This is a genomic window from Streptomyces sp. NPDC020845 (assembly GCF_044334165.1).
In the GTDB taxonomy this organism is placed as follows: Bacteria; Actinomycetota; Actinomycetes; order Streptomycetales; family Streptomycetaceae; genus Streptomyces.
On record NZ_JBIRSJ010000048.1, the window covers coordinates 1 to 14,789 of the forward strand.

The 14,789-nt window shown below is 68.7% G+C and carries 15 protein-coding genes and 2 pseudogenes; 11 read left to right on the forward strand and 6 right to left on the reverse strand.

Features of this window, described 5'->3' with window-relative positions; genetic code table 11:
* Positions 1 to 74: 74 nt before the first annotated feature.
* Positions 75 to 1,162: pseudogene (locus ACH4U7_RS52340) on the reverse strand (IS701 family transposase); the annotation flags it as partial.
* 109 nt (positions 1,163 to 1,271) lie between these two features.
* Between ACH4U7_RS52340 and ACH4U7_RS52345 the strand changes: the two are divergent.
* The 10 genes and pseudogenes from ACH4U7_RS52345 to ACH4U7_RS52390 form a co-directional block, all read left to right on the forward strand.
* A pseudogene (locus ACH4U7_RS52345) lies at positions 1,272 to 1,640 on the forward strand (transposase); the annotation flags it as partial.
* A gap of 135 nt (positions 1,641 to 1,775) precedes the next feature.
* Entirely contained in the window at positions 1,776 to 3,347 is a 1,572-nt protein-coding gene (locus ACH4U7_RS52350) for an IS4 family transposase (protein ID WP_398534810.1), read from the forward strand.
* 295 nt (positions 3,348 to 3,642) lie between these two features.
* A complete protein-coding gene (locus ACH4U7_RS52355; protein ID WP_398534811.1) occupies positions 3,643 to 4,158 on the forward strand; it encodes a winged helix-turn-helix domain-containing protein in 516 nt (171 codons plus the stop codon).
* A complete protein-coding gene (locus ACH4U7_RS52360; RefSeq protein ID WP_398534812.1) occupies positions 4,155 to 4,733 on the forward strand; it encodes a transposase in 579 nt (192 codons plus the stop codon). The genes ACH4U7_RS52355 and ACH4U7_RS52360 overlap by 4 nt, the downstream gene beginning before the upstream one ends.
* A 271-nt stretch (positions 4,734 to 5,004) precedes the next feature.
* Entirely contained in the window at positions 5,005 to 5,313 is a 309-nt protein-coding gene (locus tag ACH4U7_RS52365; RefSeq protein WP_398534813.1) for a GNAT family N-acetyltransferase, read from the forward strand.
* Positions 5,314 to 5,356: 43 nt separating this feature from the next.
* Positions 5,357 to 6,328 (forward strand): pirin family protein, encoded by a 972-nt coding sequence (locus ACH4U7_RS52370; protein WP_398534814.1) that lies wholly within the window; start codon positions 5,357 to 5,359, stop codon positions 6,326 to 6,328.
* Positions 6,329 to 6,471: 143 nt separating this feature from the next.
* Positions 6,472 to 6,789 (forward strand): GNAT family N-acetyltransferase, encoded by a 318-nt coding sequence (locus ACH4U7_RS52375; protein ID WP_398534815.1) that lies wholly within the window; start codon positions 6,472 to 6,474, stop codon positions 6,787 to 6,789.
* 168 nt (positions 6,790 to 6,957) lie between these two features.
* A complete protein-coding gene (locus ACH4U7_RS52380) occupies positions 6,958 to 7,890 on the forward strand; it encodes an NADP-dependent oxidoreductase (RefSeq protein ID WP_398534816.1) in 933 nt (310 codons plus the stop codon).
* A 114-nt stretch (positions 7,891 to 8,004) separates the two neighbouring features.
* Positions 8,005 to 8,769 (forward strand): SDR family NAD(P)-dependent oxidoreductase, encoded by a 765-nt coding sequence (locus tag ACH4U7_RS52385; RefSeq protein ID WP_398534817.1) that lies wholly within the window; start codon positions 8,005 to 8,007, stop codon positions 8,767 to 8,769.
* Positions 8,770 to 8,919: 150 nt separating this feature from the next.
* Positions 8,920 to 9,486, forward strand: a complete 567-nt coding sequence (locus ACH4U7_RS52390) for an antibiotic biosynthesis monooxygenase (protein ID WP_398534818.1) — start codon at positions 8,920 to 8,922, stop codon at positions 9,484 to 9,486.
* Positions 9,487 to 9,707: 221 nt separating this feature from the next.
* Here the strand turns inward: ACH4U7_RS52390 and ACH4U7_RS52395 are convergent, their stop codons facing one another.
* The 5 genes from ACH4U7_RS52395 to ACH4U7_RS52415 form a co-directional block, all read right to left on the reverse strand.
* Complete coding sequence (locus ACH4U7_RS52395; protein WP_398534819.1) at positions 9,708 to 10,142, reverse strand: ester cyclase; 435 nt, start codon at positions 10,140 to 10,142, stop codon at positions 9,708 to 9,710.
* Between the two features lie 193 nt (positions 10,143 to 10,335).
* Positions 10,336 to 10,899, reverse strand: coding sequence for an NADPH-dependent FMN reductase (locus ACH4U7_RS52400; protein ID WP_398534820.1), 564 nt, complete (start codon positions 10,897 to 10,899; stop codon positions 10,336 to 10,338).
* A gap of 43 nt (positions 10,900 to 10,942) precedes the next feature.
* Positions 10,943 to 11,491 (reverse strand): dinucleotide-binding protein, encoded by a 549-nt coding sequence (locus ACH4U7_RS52405; protein WP_398534821.1) that lies wholly within the window; start codon positions 11,489 to 11,491, stop codon positions 10,943 to 10,945.
* A 172-nt stretch (positions 11,492 to 11,663) separates the two neighbouring features.
* Positions 11,664 to 12,647, reverse strand: a complete 984-nt coding sequence (locus ACH4U7_RS52410; protein ID WP_398534822.1) for an alpha/beta hydrolase — start codon at positions 12,645 to 12,647, stop codon at positions 11,664 to 11,666.
* A 189-nt stretch (positions 12,648 to 12,836) separates the two neighbouring features.
* Positions 12,837 to 13,490 (reverse strand): hydrolase, encoded by a 654-nt coding sequence (locus ACH4U7_RS52415; RefSeq protein ID WP_398534823.1) that lies wholly within the window; start codon positions 13,488 to 13,490, stop codon positions 12,837 to 12,839.
* Between the two features lie 311 nt (positions 13,491 to 13,801).
* Between ACH4U7_RS52415 and ACH4U7_RS52420 the strand changes: the two genes are divergently transcribed.
* Positions 13,802 to 14,686: a helix-turn-helix transcriptional regulator gene (locus tag ACH4U7_RS52420; protein ID WP_398534824.1), complete on the forward strand. Its 885-nt coding sequence runs from the start codon at positions 13,802 to 13,804 to the stop codon at positions 14,684 to 14,686.
* The last annotated feature ends 103 nt before the right edge of the window (positions 14,687 to 14,789 follow it).

A 14,789-nucleotide genomic window follows, 5' to 3' on the forward strand; every position in this document is an offset into this window, starting at 1 on the left:
GTAAGCGTCACGAGCGAGGCTCGAACGGCCGACAGTCCAGATGTGAGGTCTGGGGCCGCCGTAGCAACGGATTAGTCGTGCTCGATGCGCCAGCGAATCTTTGCCAGGCGGACCAGCTCCGGGATCGGGGTGTCGTCGGGCAGGCCGGGCAGCCAGAACCGGGTCGGTCCGTCCTTGCCGTCGGGCCATTGGGCCAGCAGCCGCACCTGGGGCAGGACGCCGTCCCACCGGCCGTGCCCGGCCACCGCGGCGCCCTGGGCCAGCCGACGCGAGCGCACCCCGGCCGGCCAGACCCGCAGAGGAAGCGCGAGGTCATCGGGCCCCGGGAGCCTTCCCGCCAGGTCACCTCCTTGAAGGCTTCCCGTCCGGCGGCCGCTGCCAGGTCGGCCACCGGCACCGGTGGCTGCCGGTAACGGGGCAGCGGCGGGCGCCCGTTGCCGGACCAGGCCGGGGCATCGGGGTGCGCGTCATGCGGCTGGACGGTGATATCGCCGCGGATGCCGACCACGTACGCGTGTCCCCGCTCGGCCAGGCCGGCTCGGAAGTCGCCGTTCTGGCCGTAGCCTGCGTCCGCCACCACCACCGGCGGCACCAGTCCCCATCCTGCCAGTTCGTCCAGGGCGTCCAGTGCCAGCCGCCACTTCTCCCGGTGCCCGACATCCTGTGGCACGCCGGTCCGCCGGCGCCGGAAGGCGTCATCCGCCCACTCCTGGGGCAGGAACAGCCGCCAGTTCAGCGGGCACGAGGCCGCATCGGAGACCGCGTGCACGCTGACCGCGACCTGGCAGTTGGCCTGCTTGCCCAGCGCACCGCAGTACTGGTGGGCGACGCCGACCGACATCCTGCCGTCCTTGGGGAACGACACGTCATCCACCGCCCAGGCGTCCGGGCCGATCCGCGGCACCAACCGCTCGGCGATCCGCCGACGCACCGGCACCGGATCCCACGTGGACTGGTTCACGAACTGCTGCAGGTTCTGCTCGTTGCCGTCCGGCAGCCGCGAGGCCATGGCCTGGATGGACTTGCGACGACCGTCCATCATCAGCCCCCGCAGATAACAGTCGCTCTTGGCCCGCTGGTCCTTCCGCGGCACCGAGGCCAACACATCAGCCACGAATAACGCCAACGCCGCCCGAACACGATTCACTTCATGTGAGCCCACACAGTCCTCATGCCCCCGAACATGGGCGACACGCAGACCTAACGGAGTCCTACTAGTACTGCAACGGTGTTTGCCGTGACTGATGGCCAGGTCGGTCGTTGGTGTGGTTATGGGTGGGGACCTTGCGGATGTCAGGTTGTGGGCGCGTGAACTGGACGCACTGCAAGAGCGGTTCGTGCACCGTTTCAGCAGGTCGGAGCCGCGTGAGTCGGCACTGGCCTATATGCGGGGGCTGATCGCTCCGCTGCAACGCAAGAACGGCTGGACGCTGGCCGAGGAGGCAGGTCATGACGGTCCGGACCGCATCCAGCGGATGCTGAACCGGATCGAGTGGGACGCCGATGAGGTACTCGACGACGTGCGCCGGTACGTGGTCGACCACCTCGGCGACCGGGACGCCGTCCTGGTCGTGGACGACACGGGCTTTCTGAAGAAGGGGACGCGGTCGGCCGGGGTGCAGCGGCAGTACTCCGGCACAGGGCCTTGACCCAAGGCCGGGTAGTTAGCGTATTTCCGCTGGTGGCAGAGGAGTTCGGTGTCGGGTAGGAACGCGGACAACGGGGCCGCGTTGGTCAGGTAGTCCGCCAAGACTTCCGGCCGTTGAGGAGCCCCGTTGCCCACGCGTCATTGTGCCCTGCCACCCGGTCTGGCGAGGGTCACCCGTGAGTTCACCGTGGCCGAGGGCCGGTTCGCGCCCGGCCATCTGGGCGAGTTGGCGCAGGTCATACCGTTCGACCTCGTCGATGCCGTTCTGGATGAAACCCGTTGCGTGCAGCGCCGGTTACGGGATCTGCCCTCGCGGGTCGGGGTCTACTTCCTTCTCGCGATGTGCCTGTTCCCGGAGGTCGGCTACCGGCTGGTCTGGCACAAGCTGACCGCAGCCCTTACGGGCGTCGGGATCGAGGTCGCGGAGCCAACTGCGAAAGCCTTACGTGACCTGCGCAGACGGCTCGGTGCAGAACCGATGAAGCGCGTGTTCGAGACCCTGGCCGGCCCGCTCGCCCAGCCGGTGACTCCCGGAGTGAGGTTCGGTCCGTTCCGGATGGTCTCCTTCGACGGCTGCAGCTCGATCAAGCTCCCCGATACCGAGCGCAACGTGGAGTGGTTCGGACCCGGCAGCCGTGGCGGGTATCCGATGCTGGAACTGATGACCCTGGTGGAGACCGGCACCCGTGCCCTGATCGGCGCCGTGTTCGGCACTCCCAGCGACGGGGAGACCTCCTACGCTCGCAGGCTCCTGCACCACCTGGGCCCCGGCATGCTGGTCCTGTGGGACAAGGGTTTCGACGCCAACGCCTTCCTCGCCGCCGTGCACGACACCGGAGCCAGGTTCCTGGGCCGGCTGCGCGCCAACCGACGCACCCCGGTCCTGAGCCGACTCACCGATGGCTCCTACCTCTCGGTCATCGGCACCGTCCCGGTACGCGTCGTGGAAGCGCAGATCACCGTGACCTATGACGACAGCTCGTTCACCAACTCCTACCGGCTGGTCACGACGCTGACCGATGCTCGTCGTTACCCCGCCCCGGCCCTCGTTGCCCTTTACCACCAGCGGTGGGAGCACGAGTCGGCGTATTTTGCTCTGCGTCACACGATCACAGACGGCAGGGTCCTGCGGTCAGGCGACCCGGTCGGCGTCGAGCAGGAGATGTGGGCCCTGCTCGCCCTCTACCAGGCACTTCGGACCGTGATGGTGGAGGCCGCCGAGTCCCGGCCGGGCACCGACCCGGACCGCTGCGGCTTCACCATAGCCACCCAGACCGCCCGCGACCTCGTGGTCCAGGCTGCCGACGTCATCAAGCCCGGCGCCCTGGGCACCCGCACCACCGGCGTCATCGGCAACCGGGTCCTGGCCGGGCTCCTCCCGCACCGGCGCCCCCGCATCAGCATCCGAAAAGTCAGGTCATCAGTCTCTCGGTACGCCGAACGCCAAGACGACGGCCGCCCCGACACAAGCCGGCTGGTCACCGACCTCGACGTCACCATCCTCGAACCCGATCCCGACCTGCCCACCGTCTCGCACGACGATCGGCACACATGGGCCGCCGACCGGCGCAGACAGCGCGTCCTGGACCTCCTTCACGCAGAACCCGACCGCCAGCGGCACACCCCCGCGACCTCGCCCGCCACCTCGGCGACATCACCCTCAGCACGATGTACCGACAGCTCGACAGATGGGCCGTAAACGGACTCATCACCAAGACCGGCCCCGCCACCTACAGCAGCCCGAGAACTCGCTCAACCCTCTTGCCACCAGCGGAAATACGCTAACTACCCGGCCTTGGGTCAAAGGCCCCGCCGCACCGGGCCCCGACCCAAGTACATCCAGTACGAGGGCCGGGCCCGGCACGCCGAGAGCACGCACCTGACGCCGCGCGGCCCGCCCTCCGGGCGGACGACGGGAGTTTGACGACAGGACCTACCTGAGTTTTTCGTTAGTTCTGTGGGTCTGATGGGCTTGTTGGCGGGATCCTGGTGTCGTGTCTTTCAAGCCTTCGCCTGTTGCCTCCGAGCCTGTCGTCCCTCCTTTGACGCGGCCGCAGTTGGCCGAGGCTCGGCGTGTGCGGGCGGCTGAGTTGTTCGAGCAAGGGCGCTCGAGTGCTGAGATCGCACGGATGCTGGGGGTCAGCGATGAGAGCGTGCGGCGGTGGAAGCGGGTGTGGGAGGAAGGCGGTGCTGGTGCCTTGCGGCGACGCCCGGCCACCGGTCGTCCGCCGAAACTGGACGATGCCCAGGTAGAGCAGGTGCGGAGCGCGCTGGAGCAGGGCGCTCAGGCGCATGGCTTCGAGGCTGATCTGTGGACGCTGGAGCGGGTTGGGCTGGTGGTCGAGCGGGTGGCAGGGGTCTCATTGTCACGGGCGTCGGTCTGGCGTCTGCTGACCAGTCGGTTGGGGTGGAGCCTGCAGCGGCCGGAGCGTCGGGCGGTGGAGCGGGACGAGTCCGAGATCGCCCGCTGGATTGCTCATGAGTGGCCACGCATCAAAAAGGGGCGATGAACAAACGTGCCTGGATCGTCTTCTTCGACGAATCAGGCGTCTCGCTGCTGCCTCAGGTGCGACGTACCTATGCGCCCCGCGGCCGCACTCCGCTCTTGCGGCATCGGCTGAACTGGAAGCGTGCCTCCATGGCCGCGGCCCTCGGCTACCACACCGCAGACCCCGACCGCGGGCCTCGCCTGTGCTTCCACCTCAAGCCCGGCAGCTATGACACCGCGGCCTTGATCGAGGTCCTTGAACAGCTCAAGGGGTTCTACCTGGGAGAGCGGGTGGTGCTGGTCTGGGACGGGCTGTCCGCCCACTGGAGCCGGGCCATGAGGGCCTGGGTCGCCGAACAGGACTGGCTGACCCTTGAGCGATTATCGGCCTACGCGCCTGAGCTGAACCCGGTGGAGCTGCTGTGGTCGTCGCTCAAGAAACGCGAACTCGCCAACCTCGCCGGCGACCACCTCGCGGACGTCGCCGAACGCGGCATTCGCCGCATCAACCACAACGATCAACTCCCCTGGTCCTTCCTCACCCACACCGGACTCACCATCCACCCAACCCCACAGAACTTTCGAAAGACTCAGTAGCAACCGAAGAACCTTCCCGCGCCCGCCAGGTCCGGCGCCGCCGACATGTCGCGCGTTCGGGCCGGGCCTGCGGTCAGTCGAGCCCCGTGACGTCCGACGTCCCGACAGGCGCGATAGGTGCCTTTCGCCGATGACCCACTCCTTCAGGCTCTGGAAGGGTCGAGAACGCCGCGCGCCGGACGCCGCGGTGGCAGGGCGGGCCGGCGGACACCGACGGGAGCGGCACGCATCTGACGGCTGCCTCTGAGCAGCACGCACCGCTGGAGGAGCCATGTCGGCAAAGGTGACGGATCACCGCGAGAAGTCGCGATTCGAGATCTTCGAGCAGGACGAACTCGCCGGTTTCACCGAATACCACCGCTTCCAAGACGAGATCGCCTTCCTGCACACCGCCGTCGAGGAACGCTTCGCCGGCCGCGGCCTCGGCCAGGCGCTTGCCCGCGAAGCCCTCCAGGCGGCCCGGGAGCAGAACCTGAAGGTCATCCCATACTGCCCCTTCATCCGCGCCTACATCGCCAGGCACCCCGACGACTTCCTCGCCCTGGTGCCGGAAGCCCATCGGTCGCGCGTCGCGCTGTGAGAACCCACCGAGCGGCAACGCCTCGCACCCGCAGGACGCAGACATGAGCAATCTGGACACGACCCCCCAGCCGGCCCTGCGCGGGGGCCGCCAGGCAGTCCCGGGCAAGCCGGCCCACGAACTGCTGGAGCCCCGCCTGGCCTCCCTGGGAGGCAGCACCCAGGTGCGCAGACTGCTGCCCAACCTCGGGCGCCGCATGGTGGGAGCGTGGTGCTTCGTCGACCACTACGGGCCCGACGACATCGCGGACGAGCCCGGCATGTGGGTCCCGCCTCACCCGCACACCAGCCTGCAGACCGTCAGCTGGCTGCACGAAGGCGAGGTACTGCACCGGGACAGCCTCGGCAGCCTCCAGACAGTCCGCCCCCGCGAGCTGGGGCTGATGACTGCCGGCCACGGCATCTCGCACGCCGAGCAGTCACCACGCGAGCACGCCGCGCTACTGCACGGGGCGCAGCTGTGGGTGGCCCTGCCCGCAGCTCACCTGGACACGGCTCCCGTCTTCGAGCACCGCGCCGATCTGCCGACCCTCACCTCGCGCAGCGGCCTGGAGGCCACTGTGATCCTGGGCGAGATGGACGGCACCCGCTCTCCCGGCACGACCTACTCGCCCCTGCTCGGCGTGGACATCGCCCTCACGGCAGGCGCCGACGCCACGCTGCCGCTGGAACCAGACTTCGAGCACGCCGTGCTCACGATGTCCGGGACGGTCCGCATCGACGGCCAGCCTGTCGGCCCCGGCTCCATGCTCTACCTCGGATGCGGACGTGACGGGCTCCGCCTGCACGCCGACTCCGACTGTGGCCTGCTGCTCCTGGGCGGCGAGCCGTTCGAGGAGAAGATCGTCATGTGGTGGAACTTCATCGGCCGCAGCCAGGGAGACATAGAACGGGCTCGCGCCGAGTGGATGGCCGCTGACGAGCGCTTCGGCCGCATCGACGGCTTCGACGGAGCGCCCCTGCCGGCTCCGGAACTGCCTCCGCTGCCCCTCAAGGCGCGCGGCCGCGTCCGCTGACGCACGCCGCACCGCTCTGGCGTACAGCGACGACGTGACCTAGGTGGGGATCGCCGATGCCCTGTGCGACGCCGGCCGGAGAGGGTGGAGAACGGGCGCCGCGCCGCCGAGGAACGGACGGGCCTGTGAGGAACGGAGAAGTCATGGTGCAGGACACATCGCGCATCACTGTGCGTGAAGTTGCCGACCAGCAGCGTCTGGAGGCCTACGTCGACGGACGGCTCGCGGGGATCGTCGAGTATCTGCCCGCCAAGCGGCTGATCGCCTTCGTCCACACCGAGGTCGATCCGGAATTCGAGGGCAGGGGCGTCGGCTCGGCGCTCGCCCGGGCGGGCCTGGAGATGGTCAAGAAGGCGGACGGGCGGTTCCTCGCGGTCTGTCCCTTCATCGCGGGGTGGGCTGCCCGGCACGTCGATTACGAGCCCTGGCGCTACCAGGCGGCCAGTCGCGTCAGCGACTGAAGGCCTTCGCAGCCCGCCGAGGCCTGGGTCAGTGCGGGCACTTGTTGACGCATCCACAAAGGTGTAATGTTGATGCATCAACAAAATTCGAGGGTGCGGCAACCCGATCGGCTCGCCGAACCCAACCGGCTTCTCACCTCGAGAGCCGGGACACGGAGGAGAACGATCATGAAGGCTCTGGTTGCCCGGTCTTACGGACCGCTGGAGGAACTCGAGTTCACCGACCTGCCCACGCCCGCCCCCGGGCCCGGGCAGCTCCTGGTCAGGATGGAAGCCGCCTCGATCAACGCCGTCGACAAGGTCCTGATCACCGGCTCCATGCGCGAGGCCATCCCGGCCACGCACCCCTTCGTCCCCGGCGTCGACATCAGCGGCACCGTCGAAGCCGTCGGCGAAGGCAGCACCCGGTTCGCCGTCGGCGATGCCGTCATCGCCTGGAACAGCATCCCGTCCGGAGCCCTGGCCGAGTACGCCCTCATCAACGACGCACCCTCGGCCGCCCGGCGCCCCGCGGAACTCACCCCGGCCCAGGGCGCAGCCCTGCCGACCGGCGCCCTCACCGCAGCCGCGCTCCTCGACATCACCAGCGTCCCCCTAAACGGCAGCGTCCTCATCGTCGGCGCCAGCGGCGGCGTCGGCTCCTTCACCGTCCAGCTCGCCAAGCAGGCCGGCCTTACCGTCCTGGCCAGCGGCCGCGACAGCGACAGCGACTTCCTGCGCCGCCTCGGCGCCGACCACACGCTCGACTACCGTGCAGGCGACCTGGCGAAGGCCGCGCACAGCCTGCTACCCGGCGGCGTCGACGCGGTCATCGACCTCGCCCACGCCGGCCCGGCGCTCGCCGCCACCGCCGCAGCGGCCAAGCCCGGCGGCCAGCTGGTGTCGCCGCTGGGCGGCCCCGCTTCGTTCGACCGCGAGGTCAGCGCCGCCTACGGCGGCACCAGGGCTCCCGAAGGCCGCCTGGACGCCCTCGCCGAGCAAGCCGCAGGCGGAACCCTGCGCATCGAGATCGACTCCGACTACAGCTTCGGTCAGGCCCGCCAGGCGCTCCTCGACTACGCCGCCAACCACGTCCGCGGCAAGATCACCGTCACCTTCTGACCCGCGATCCGCCCTGGCCGGACCCTATCCACGAACCGCAGAACCGCAGCACCCGGCCGGCGGCCCGCACCCACCAAGCACACGCACCGCACCACTGGCCAGGAGATGGACGCCGTGACCGACAACTCCCTCGACTTCACCGGCAAGATCGTTCTCGTCACCGGAGGCGCCACCGGCATCGGCCGCGCGGCCTCTCTCGCCTTCGCCCGGCAGGGCGCAACCGTCGTCATCGGCGACATCGACGAACGCAGCAACGACACCGTCAAGCTCATCGGGAAGGAAGGCGGCCGCGGTCTCTTCGTCCCCACGGACGTCACCCTCGCCCGCGATGTCGACCGTCTGGTGTCCGCCACCGTCGACACCTTCGGAGACCTGCACATCGCCTTCAACAACGCCGGCGTCTTCGTGCCGCCCGCCCCCCTCGCCCAGCAGTCCGAGGAGGACTGGGACAAGGCGATCGCCGTCGACCTCAAGGGCGTCTTCCTCTCCCTTAAGTACGAGATCGCCCACATGATCACCGCAGGTGGCGGCTCCATCATCAACACCGCCTCCATCGCCGGCCTCATCGGCGATCCCGACATGGCCCCCTACGTGGCCGCCAAGCACGGCGTCATCGGGCTCACCAAGGCCGCCGCCGTCGACTACGCCAAGGCCGGGATCCGCGTCAACGCCCTCGCCCCAGGCCTCACCCAGACCGCGATGACGCAGCCCTGGCTCGACGACCCGGTCAAGCGGGACATCGTCATGGCCGGACCTCAGATGGGACGCGCGGCCGAGCCCGAAGAGATCGTCGGCATGGTGCTCCACCTCGCCTCACCGGCCGCGTCCTTCACCACCGGTGGCGTCTTCGTCGTCGACGGCGGCCAGACCGCCCACTGACGGAGAACAAGCACCACCACCGGGTGGCGTGCCGAGACCGGCACGCCACCCGGCCCGTTCCGCACCACCCCTACAAGGCCGAGCCCGCGCCGCACGCTTGCTCCGCCACCGGGACAGACGCACACCTTCCGAACAACCGCGGAGAGCGACATGACGACAGCCGGGCCGGAGCAGGCGACACAGCCCCACCCGTCCGGCGAGGTCGCCGTGCTCATCGCCCGCAGGGTAGAGCCCGGATACGAGACGCAGTTCGAGCAGTGGGCTCAAGGCATCCTGGACGCGGCCGCCGCATTTTCCGGGCACCTCGGTTACGGACTGTTCCGCCCCGCCGGCCCGGCAGAGCCCTGGTACCTCGTCCACCGTTTCCAAGACGCGGAGGCATACGCGCGCTGGCACCACTCGGTGGAACGCGCCGCCTGGTTCGCCCGTGCCGACGGTCATCACCAAGAAGTCGCACGGCGCCAACTCACCGGTCTGGAGGGCTGGTTCCCTCCGAACGGATCGGCCCGGGTGCCGGCACGATGGAAGATGACGCTCACCGCAGTGCTCGGCATCTTCCCCCTCTCCCTGCTTACCAGCACGCTGCTGCAGCCAGTGCTGGCCCCGCTGCCGCTGCTCGCACGGACGGCTCTCGTCGCATGCCTGCTCAGCACCCTGATGTCCTACGCTGTCATGCCTGCCCTCACCCGCGCTCTGCGGCGCTGGTTGTCGGCGTAACTCTCGAAACGTCCGGCCATCTTCTGGTCCGGCGGCGCGATGCGGCCGTTCGTGTCGCCGACACAGCGCCCGGCATCGGTGCCGGATTTCCTCAGCGACTCCAGCAACCGGGACTGTCCCTTGAGTCGGGCTTTCACGCGGCGGCCCGCTGCAGACGCGGTGCCGCCGCTGCGGACCGGCCGCGTGCGCGAACCGGTCCGCCGGGTGTCTTCCTCCGCCTCCTACTGTGCGCTCGGCTTCGCGCCGAGCTGCTCCATGAGCGAGAAGAGGTTGGCCACGCCCCAGTGTTCAGTGATCTTGCCGTCGACCACACGCATCGCGTCGACAGTCTCGAACTGGATGGCCCGGCCGGTGGGGGCGATGCCGAAGAACTCGCCTTCGTGCGTGCCGTGGTACGTCTTGTAGGTCGTGACGAGGTTGCCCTCGGTGGCCTGCCAGTGGATCACCGCGTGAAAGTCGGGAAACGCGGAGCGCAGCGTCTTGTACAGCTCAAGCGCGCCGGTCTTGTCCGGAGTGCGTCCCGGCTGCGGGGTGTGGTCGACGAAGCCGTCGGCGAAGAGTTCGTCGAACAGAGCGTAGTCGCCACCGCCCTGGACCTCTTCGGTGTTGCGCCGAACGACGGCCTTGGCGGCCTCGCCTACGGTGTTCTCGGACATCGGATGCTCCTTATGTGCGGTGGGGTTGCGCGGACCGGTCTGCCGGCCGCCATGGTGATCGGCATCGAGCCGCGGGCTGGGGAAGCGAGAGGGCACCCTCGGCCCGTGATGCGGTGGCGGGGAGGGTGCCCTCTCAAGTCGTGCGACGGCTCCAGCCACGCAGCGGGCGCTGCCCGCCGTCGAGTCGGCGGTGTCAGGCGGTCTTGCGCAGCTGTGCCAGCGCGCCGCTCCAAGCCACCACCTGCTCCAGAACCGCCTCGACGGCACCCACCTGGTGCTCCGCGGGAGTGAACTCGGTGAAGTTGGTGAAGTCGGTGAACAGCGACAGGGCGGCCTGCGCACGGACGTCGGCGACCTGGAGTTCGCCCATGACCAGGCGCAGGTGCTCGACGGCCCGCGTGCCGCCGACGCTGCCGTAGCTGACGAAGCCGGCGGCCTTGTTGTTCCACTCGCCGTAGAGGAAGTCGATGGCGTTCTTCAGGGCCCCGGAGGTGGAGTGGTTGTACTCGGGGGTGACGAAGACGAAGCCGTCGAAGGAGGCGATCTTCTCCGCCCACGCCTTGGTGTGGGGCTGGGTGTACTGGCCCAGCGACGGAGGGGCAGCCTCGTCGAGGTGGGGCAGCTTGTAGTCGGCGATGTCGACGAGTTCGTACTCGGCGTCGGTCCGCTGCTTGGCGATGTCGTAGACCCAGTTGGCCACGGCTTCGCCGTTACGGCCCGGGCGGGTGCTGCCGATGATGATCGCGATCCTGGTCATGATGACTCCGATGTGCGTCGTGATGGGTGAAGGGAACTGCTGTCTACAGCTCGCCAGGGACGGCATAGCGGTAGAAGAAGGGGCCGATCTGGCCGGCGAGGGCGCGGGTGAGGCCAGAGCTGTCCTCGAGGAGCCGGGCGCCGGGGTCGATGTCGCCGACGTAGACGGGGTCGAAGCCGGCGTCGCGGATCAGCTGTTCGGTGACGCGCTGCGCGGCCGGTTCCGCCGCGTAGAAGTTGCTCGGTGTCACACGCTGGGCGGAGATCTGCTGGTAGGCGGCGGCGAAGACCGTGGAGAAGGATTTGGCGGTGGGGCCGCCGATGATCGACTTCACTTGGTGCGCGAGAGAGGGGTACGTCTCGTCGCGGGGCATGTAGAGGTTGGTGGCGTCGATGGTCAGCTGTCCGTCGAGGCCGGTGACCTTCTGCAGGGCGTCGGCGATGGTGTGGCCCGGCACAGCGACGACGATGACCTCGGCGTTCGAGGCATCGCCGCCGTCGCGGCCAAGGGTGGTGACCTGGTGGCTGGCTTCCTCCCACAGCTTGGCGAGGCCCCCGCCGACCCGTCCGCGTCCGATCACCGTGATGTTCAAAGCGTCTCCTCGATGCGTTGCCGTCGTCGGTGCGCGGCGAGAGGGGCATTCGCCCCTTTGGTTGATGTATCAATGAAACTGGTCGGCCTGATGTTGTCGTGTCAACATTCATGGGTGACTTCAGGCGCCTGCCCATATGCCGGGCTGCGCGCGCCGGTCGGAGCGAATCGCGTCAGCGGTGCAGCCGCTTGTGCAGCCATGCCAGCCGTGCTGCACGCGCCTGCTGCGAGAGCGTCGCCTGCGGCACCAATGCGTCGAAGCCATGGAAGCCGCCAGGCCAGACATGCAGCTCGGCGTCGCCCCCGGCCCGCCAGAACCGGGAGGCATAGTCGACCACTTCGTCGCGGAACGTCTCGGCGGAACCCACGTCGATGAACAGGGGTGGCAGCCCCGACAGGTCCTCCGCCCGGGCCGGGGCCGCATAGGCGGGCACGTCGTCGCTGCCCTTCCGTGCGCCGAGCAGCGCGGTCCATCCGGTGTCGTTCGAGGTGCGATCCCATGCCCCGATCCCAGCCATCTGATGGCTGGAGGGCGTGTCGTTGCGGTCATCCAACATCGGGCAGGCCAGAAGCTGGCCGCTCAGCTGCGGGCCGCCACGGTCGCGTGCGAGAAGGGTCAGCGCGGCGGTGAGCCCACCTCCTGCACTCGGGCCACTGACCACCAGGCGTTCCGGATCGATACCGAGCCGCTGCGCGTAGCGCGCCGTCCACCGCAAGCCGGCATACACGTCTTCGAGCCCCGCCGGGTAGGGGTGCTCCGGCGCCAACCGGTACTCCACGGACACCATGACCACTCGCAGCTCCTGCACCCAGTCCAGCATCTCGCCCAGGAGGTTGCGGTTGTCTCCCAAGATCATGCCGCCGCCGTGAGTGAAGTAGACCGCCGGAAGGGGGCCGTCTGCATTGCGTGGGCGACAGATCAGCAGCGATACATCGGGCGCGCCCTCGGGGCCCGGGATCTGGTGCTGCTCGAAGGCGATGGCACCGCCTCGGACGAGGTCCTCATCGGTGGGCGCTGTCGCGGTCATGGCCTGCCGCAGGGCCGGGATCATGTCTGGCACGATGCTCGGCGGCACGGCCTGCGCGATGGAGGGTAGGTAAAGAGCCAGTTCGGGGTCGAACGGCGGGGGCGGCCCGACGCGTGGCTGCCGAGTCATGCAGGACTCCTGGTCTCGAAGTCGAAGTGAGCCCGGCACGCGGGCTGGTGCACGCCACTGCGTGGAGCAGGCACCGACTGCTCCACGCGGTTGGAGGTACGCCCCGCGCGCCGGACAGGACAAGGGGCCGCGCAGCCTGCCCCGACCGTCACGCCGGGTCTGCGCGGCCTCAAGGGCACAGCCGGCAGATCAGCCCTTGTTCTGGCCCAGGAGCTGCAGCTCCCAGGCGAGGCTGGTACCGAAGCTGCCGCCGTGCTCGAGGAGGATCTCCGTCATGCCGGGCACGGTCTCCTCGCGGGCCCAGTCCCGCTGCCACTCGGAGATGACCGTGCCGGAGCAGGTCGGGATGACACCGGCCTGGATCATGCGCTCGATACCCCGTTCGTGCGCCTCGTTGGTGGTGGCACCCGACGCGTCGGTCACCGCGAACACGCGGTAGCCCTCGGCGATGGCGTGGATGGCGGGCCAGGCCAGGCAGATGTCCGTCCACAGGCCGGCCATGATCAGGTCCTTGCGGCCGGTCTCGGCGACCGCGTCCACGACGCGCTGGTCCTCCCAGGTGTTGATCGCCGTCCGGTCGATCGGCGTCTGGTCGGGGAAGACGTCCTGCAGCTGGCGGATGATGTGGCCACCGCGGTCCTCCACCACGGTGGTCAGGATCGTCGGCACGTTGAACAGCTTCGCGCCCTTGGCCAGGGCCGTCACGTTGTTCACCACCAGGTTGGCGTCCATGCTGCGCATGCCGGCGAACTGGGCACCCTGGTGGTCGATCAGGAGCAGTACCGACTTCTCCGGGGTGAGGAGCGCGTCGAGGCCGGTGTAAGTGATGTCCTTGGGTGCCATGTTGTCTCCATGATCGCTTCGGTAGGCGGGCTTGTCTGCAACCGCCACTTCACGATGTCAGCGACCCGTGAAGAGACGCATCGGTGACCGTTACGTAGAGCAACCCTCAACAGGCATAGGTGAAAGCCGCGACGTCCCTGGCGTCGAGCCGGTCAGAAGCGTTGCCGCCGACCGCAACCGGCAACGAGCCGCGGAGCCACCGCAAGTACATGCCCCATGGCCCTTTTGGAGGGTGTCAAGCGTTGTCCCAGGAGAAACAGGGCCACCTTCACCGCTCCTCGCACGGTGCCTGTCTCCCGCAGGATGAAGGCATGGAGAACCTCGTCACCCTCGGAGAATTCCTCAGGGCCAGCCGGTCACGTCTCGAGCCAGCCGACGTGGGCTTCCCGGCCACGGCACGCCGCCGCGTGGCCGGCCTGCGACGGGAAGAACTCGCACAGCTGGCGGGCATGAGCGTGGACTACTACACACGCCTGGAGCAGGGACGCAGCCGGACTGCGTCCCGTGCCGTGCTGGACTCGCTCGCGGCAGCACTCCACCTGGACGACGCCGAACGTGCCCACCTGTTCAATCTCGCCTCTCAGCCAGAACGCGTGCAACGCCGCCACCACCCGCGGCCGCAGCAGGTGACCGCCGGTGTCCAGCAACTTCTGCATCGCCTGGACGCCGCGTACTGCCCGGCCTTTGTCCTGGGACGCCGCACGGACTTTCTCGCCGGCAATCGTCTGGCCTCCGCCTTGATCGCGGACTTCTCCGCGTTGCCGGCGCACGAACGCAACCAGGCCCGCTTCGTCTTCTGCGACCCGTACGCGCGCGAGCTGTATGCCACATGGGAGGACGTGGCCGCCGACACCGCAGCCATGCTGCGGATGGAGGCCGGCAGGCGCAGCGACGACCCGGCCCTGAGCGAATTGGTCGGTGAGCTTTCCGAGCACAGCGCCGACTTCCGCCGCATGTGGGCCGATCAGCGGGTCATCGAGCGCACAGAGGGTACCAAGGGCTACCACCACCCTGTCGTGGGCCACCTCACCGTCTCCTACCAGGCCATGGCGCTGGCCGGAGAAGAAGACCAGACCCTGTTCATCTACACCACCCCGGCAGACACTGCGGACGAAACGGCGCTGCGCCTGCTGGCCACCTGGTCCTCGTCCACGGACTCGCTCGCGGCTTCCCGACGGCCGGCAGTCGAGGGTTGAGCTTCTTACCTGAGGTTCCCCCGCTGTGCGGGTGTGGCTGATTAGCTGGTCAGGGCGGGTTGACGTGGTTTCAGGTTCACTGGTTCGGCCGCTGCCTGGTCGG

Excerpts from the sequence above, each read along its gene's own strand:
- ACH4U7_RS52400 (WP_398534820.1), bottom strand. The coding sequence starts at position 10,899 with ATGACCAGGATCGCGATCATCATCGGCAGCACCCGCCCGGGCCGTAAC.
- ACH4U7_RS52390 (WP_398534818.1), top strand. The coding sequence starts at position 8,920 with ATGACGACAGCCGGGCCGGAGCAGGCGACACAGCCCCACCCGTCCGGC.
- ACH4U7_RS52415 (WP_398534823.1), bottom strand. The coding sequence starts at position 13,490 with ATGGCACCCAAGGACATCACTTACACCGGCCTCGACGCGCTCCTCACC.
- ACH4U7_RS52360 (WP_398534812.1), top strand. The coding sequence starts at position 4,155 with ATGAACAAACGTGCCTGGATCGTCTTCTTCGACGAATCAGGCGTCTCG.
- ACH4U7_RS52365 (WP_398534813.1), top strand. The coding sequence starts at position 5,005 with ATGTCGGCAAAGGTGACGGATCACCGCGAGAAGTCGCGATTCGAGATC.
- ACH4U7_RS52410 (WP_398534822.1), bottom strand. The coding sequence starts at position 12,647 with ATGACTCGGCAGCCACGCGTCGGGCCGCCCCCGCCGTTCGACCCCGAA.
- ACH4U7_RS52395 (WP_398534819.1), bottom strand. The coding sequence starts at position 10,142 with ATGTCCGAGAACACCGTAGGCGAGGCCGCCAAGGCCGTCGTTCGGCGC.
- ACH4U7_RS52375 (WP_398534815.1), top strand. The coding sequence starts at position 6,472 with ATGGTGCAGGACACATCGCGCATCACTGTGCGTGAAGTTGCCGACCAG.
- ACH4U7_RS52420 (WP_398534824.1), top strand. The coding sequence starts at position 13,802 with ATGGAGAACCTCGTCACCCTCGGAGAATTCCTCAGGGCCAGCCGGTCA.
- ACH4U7_RS52370 (WP_398534814.1), top strand. The coding sequence starts at position 5,357 with ATGAGCAATCTGGACACGACCCCCCAGCCGGCCCTGCGCGGGGGCCGC.
- ACH4U7_RS52380 (WP_398534816.1), top strand. The coding sequence starts at position 6,958 with ATGAAGGCTCTGGTTGCCCGGTCTTACGGACCGCTGGAGGAACTCGAG.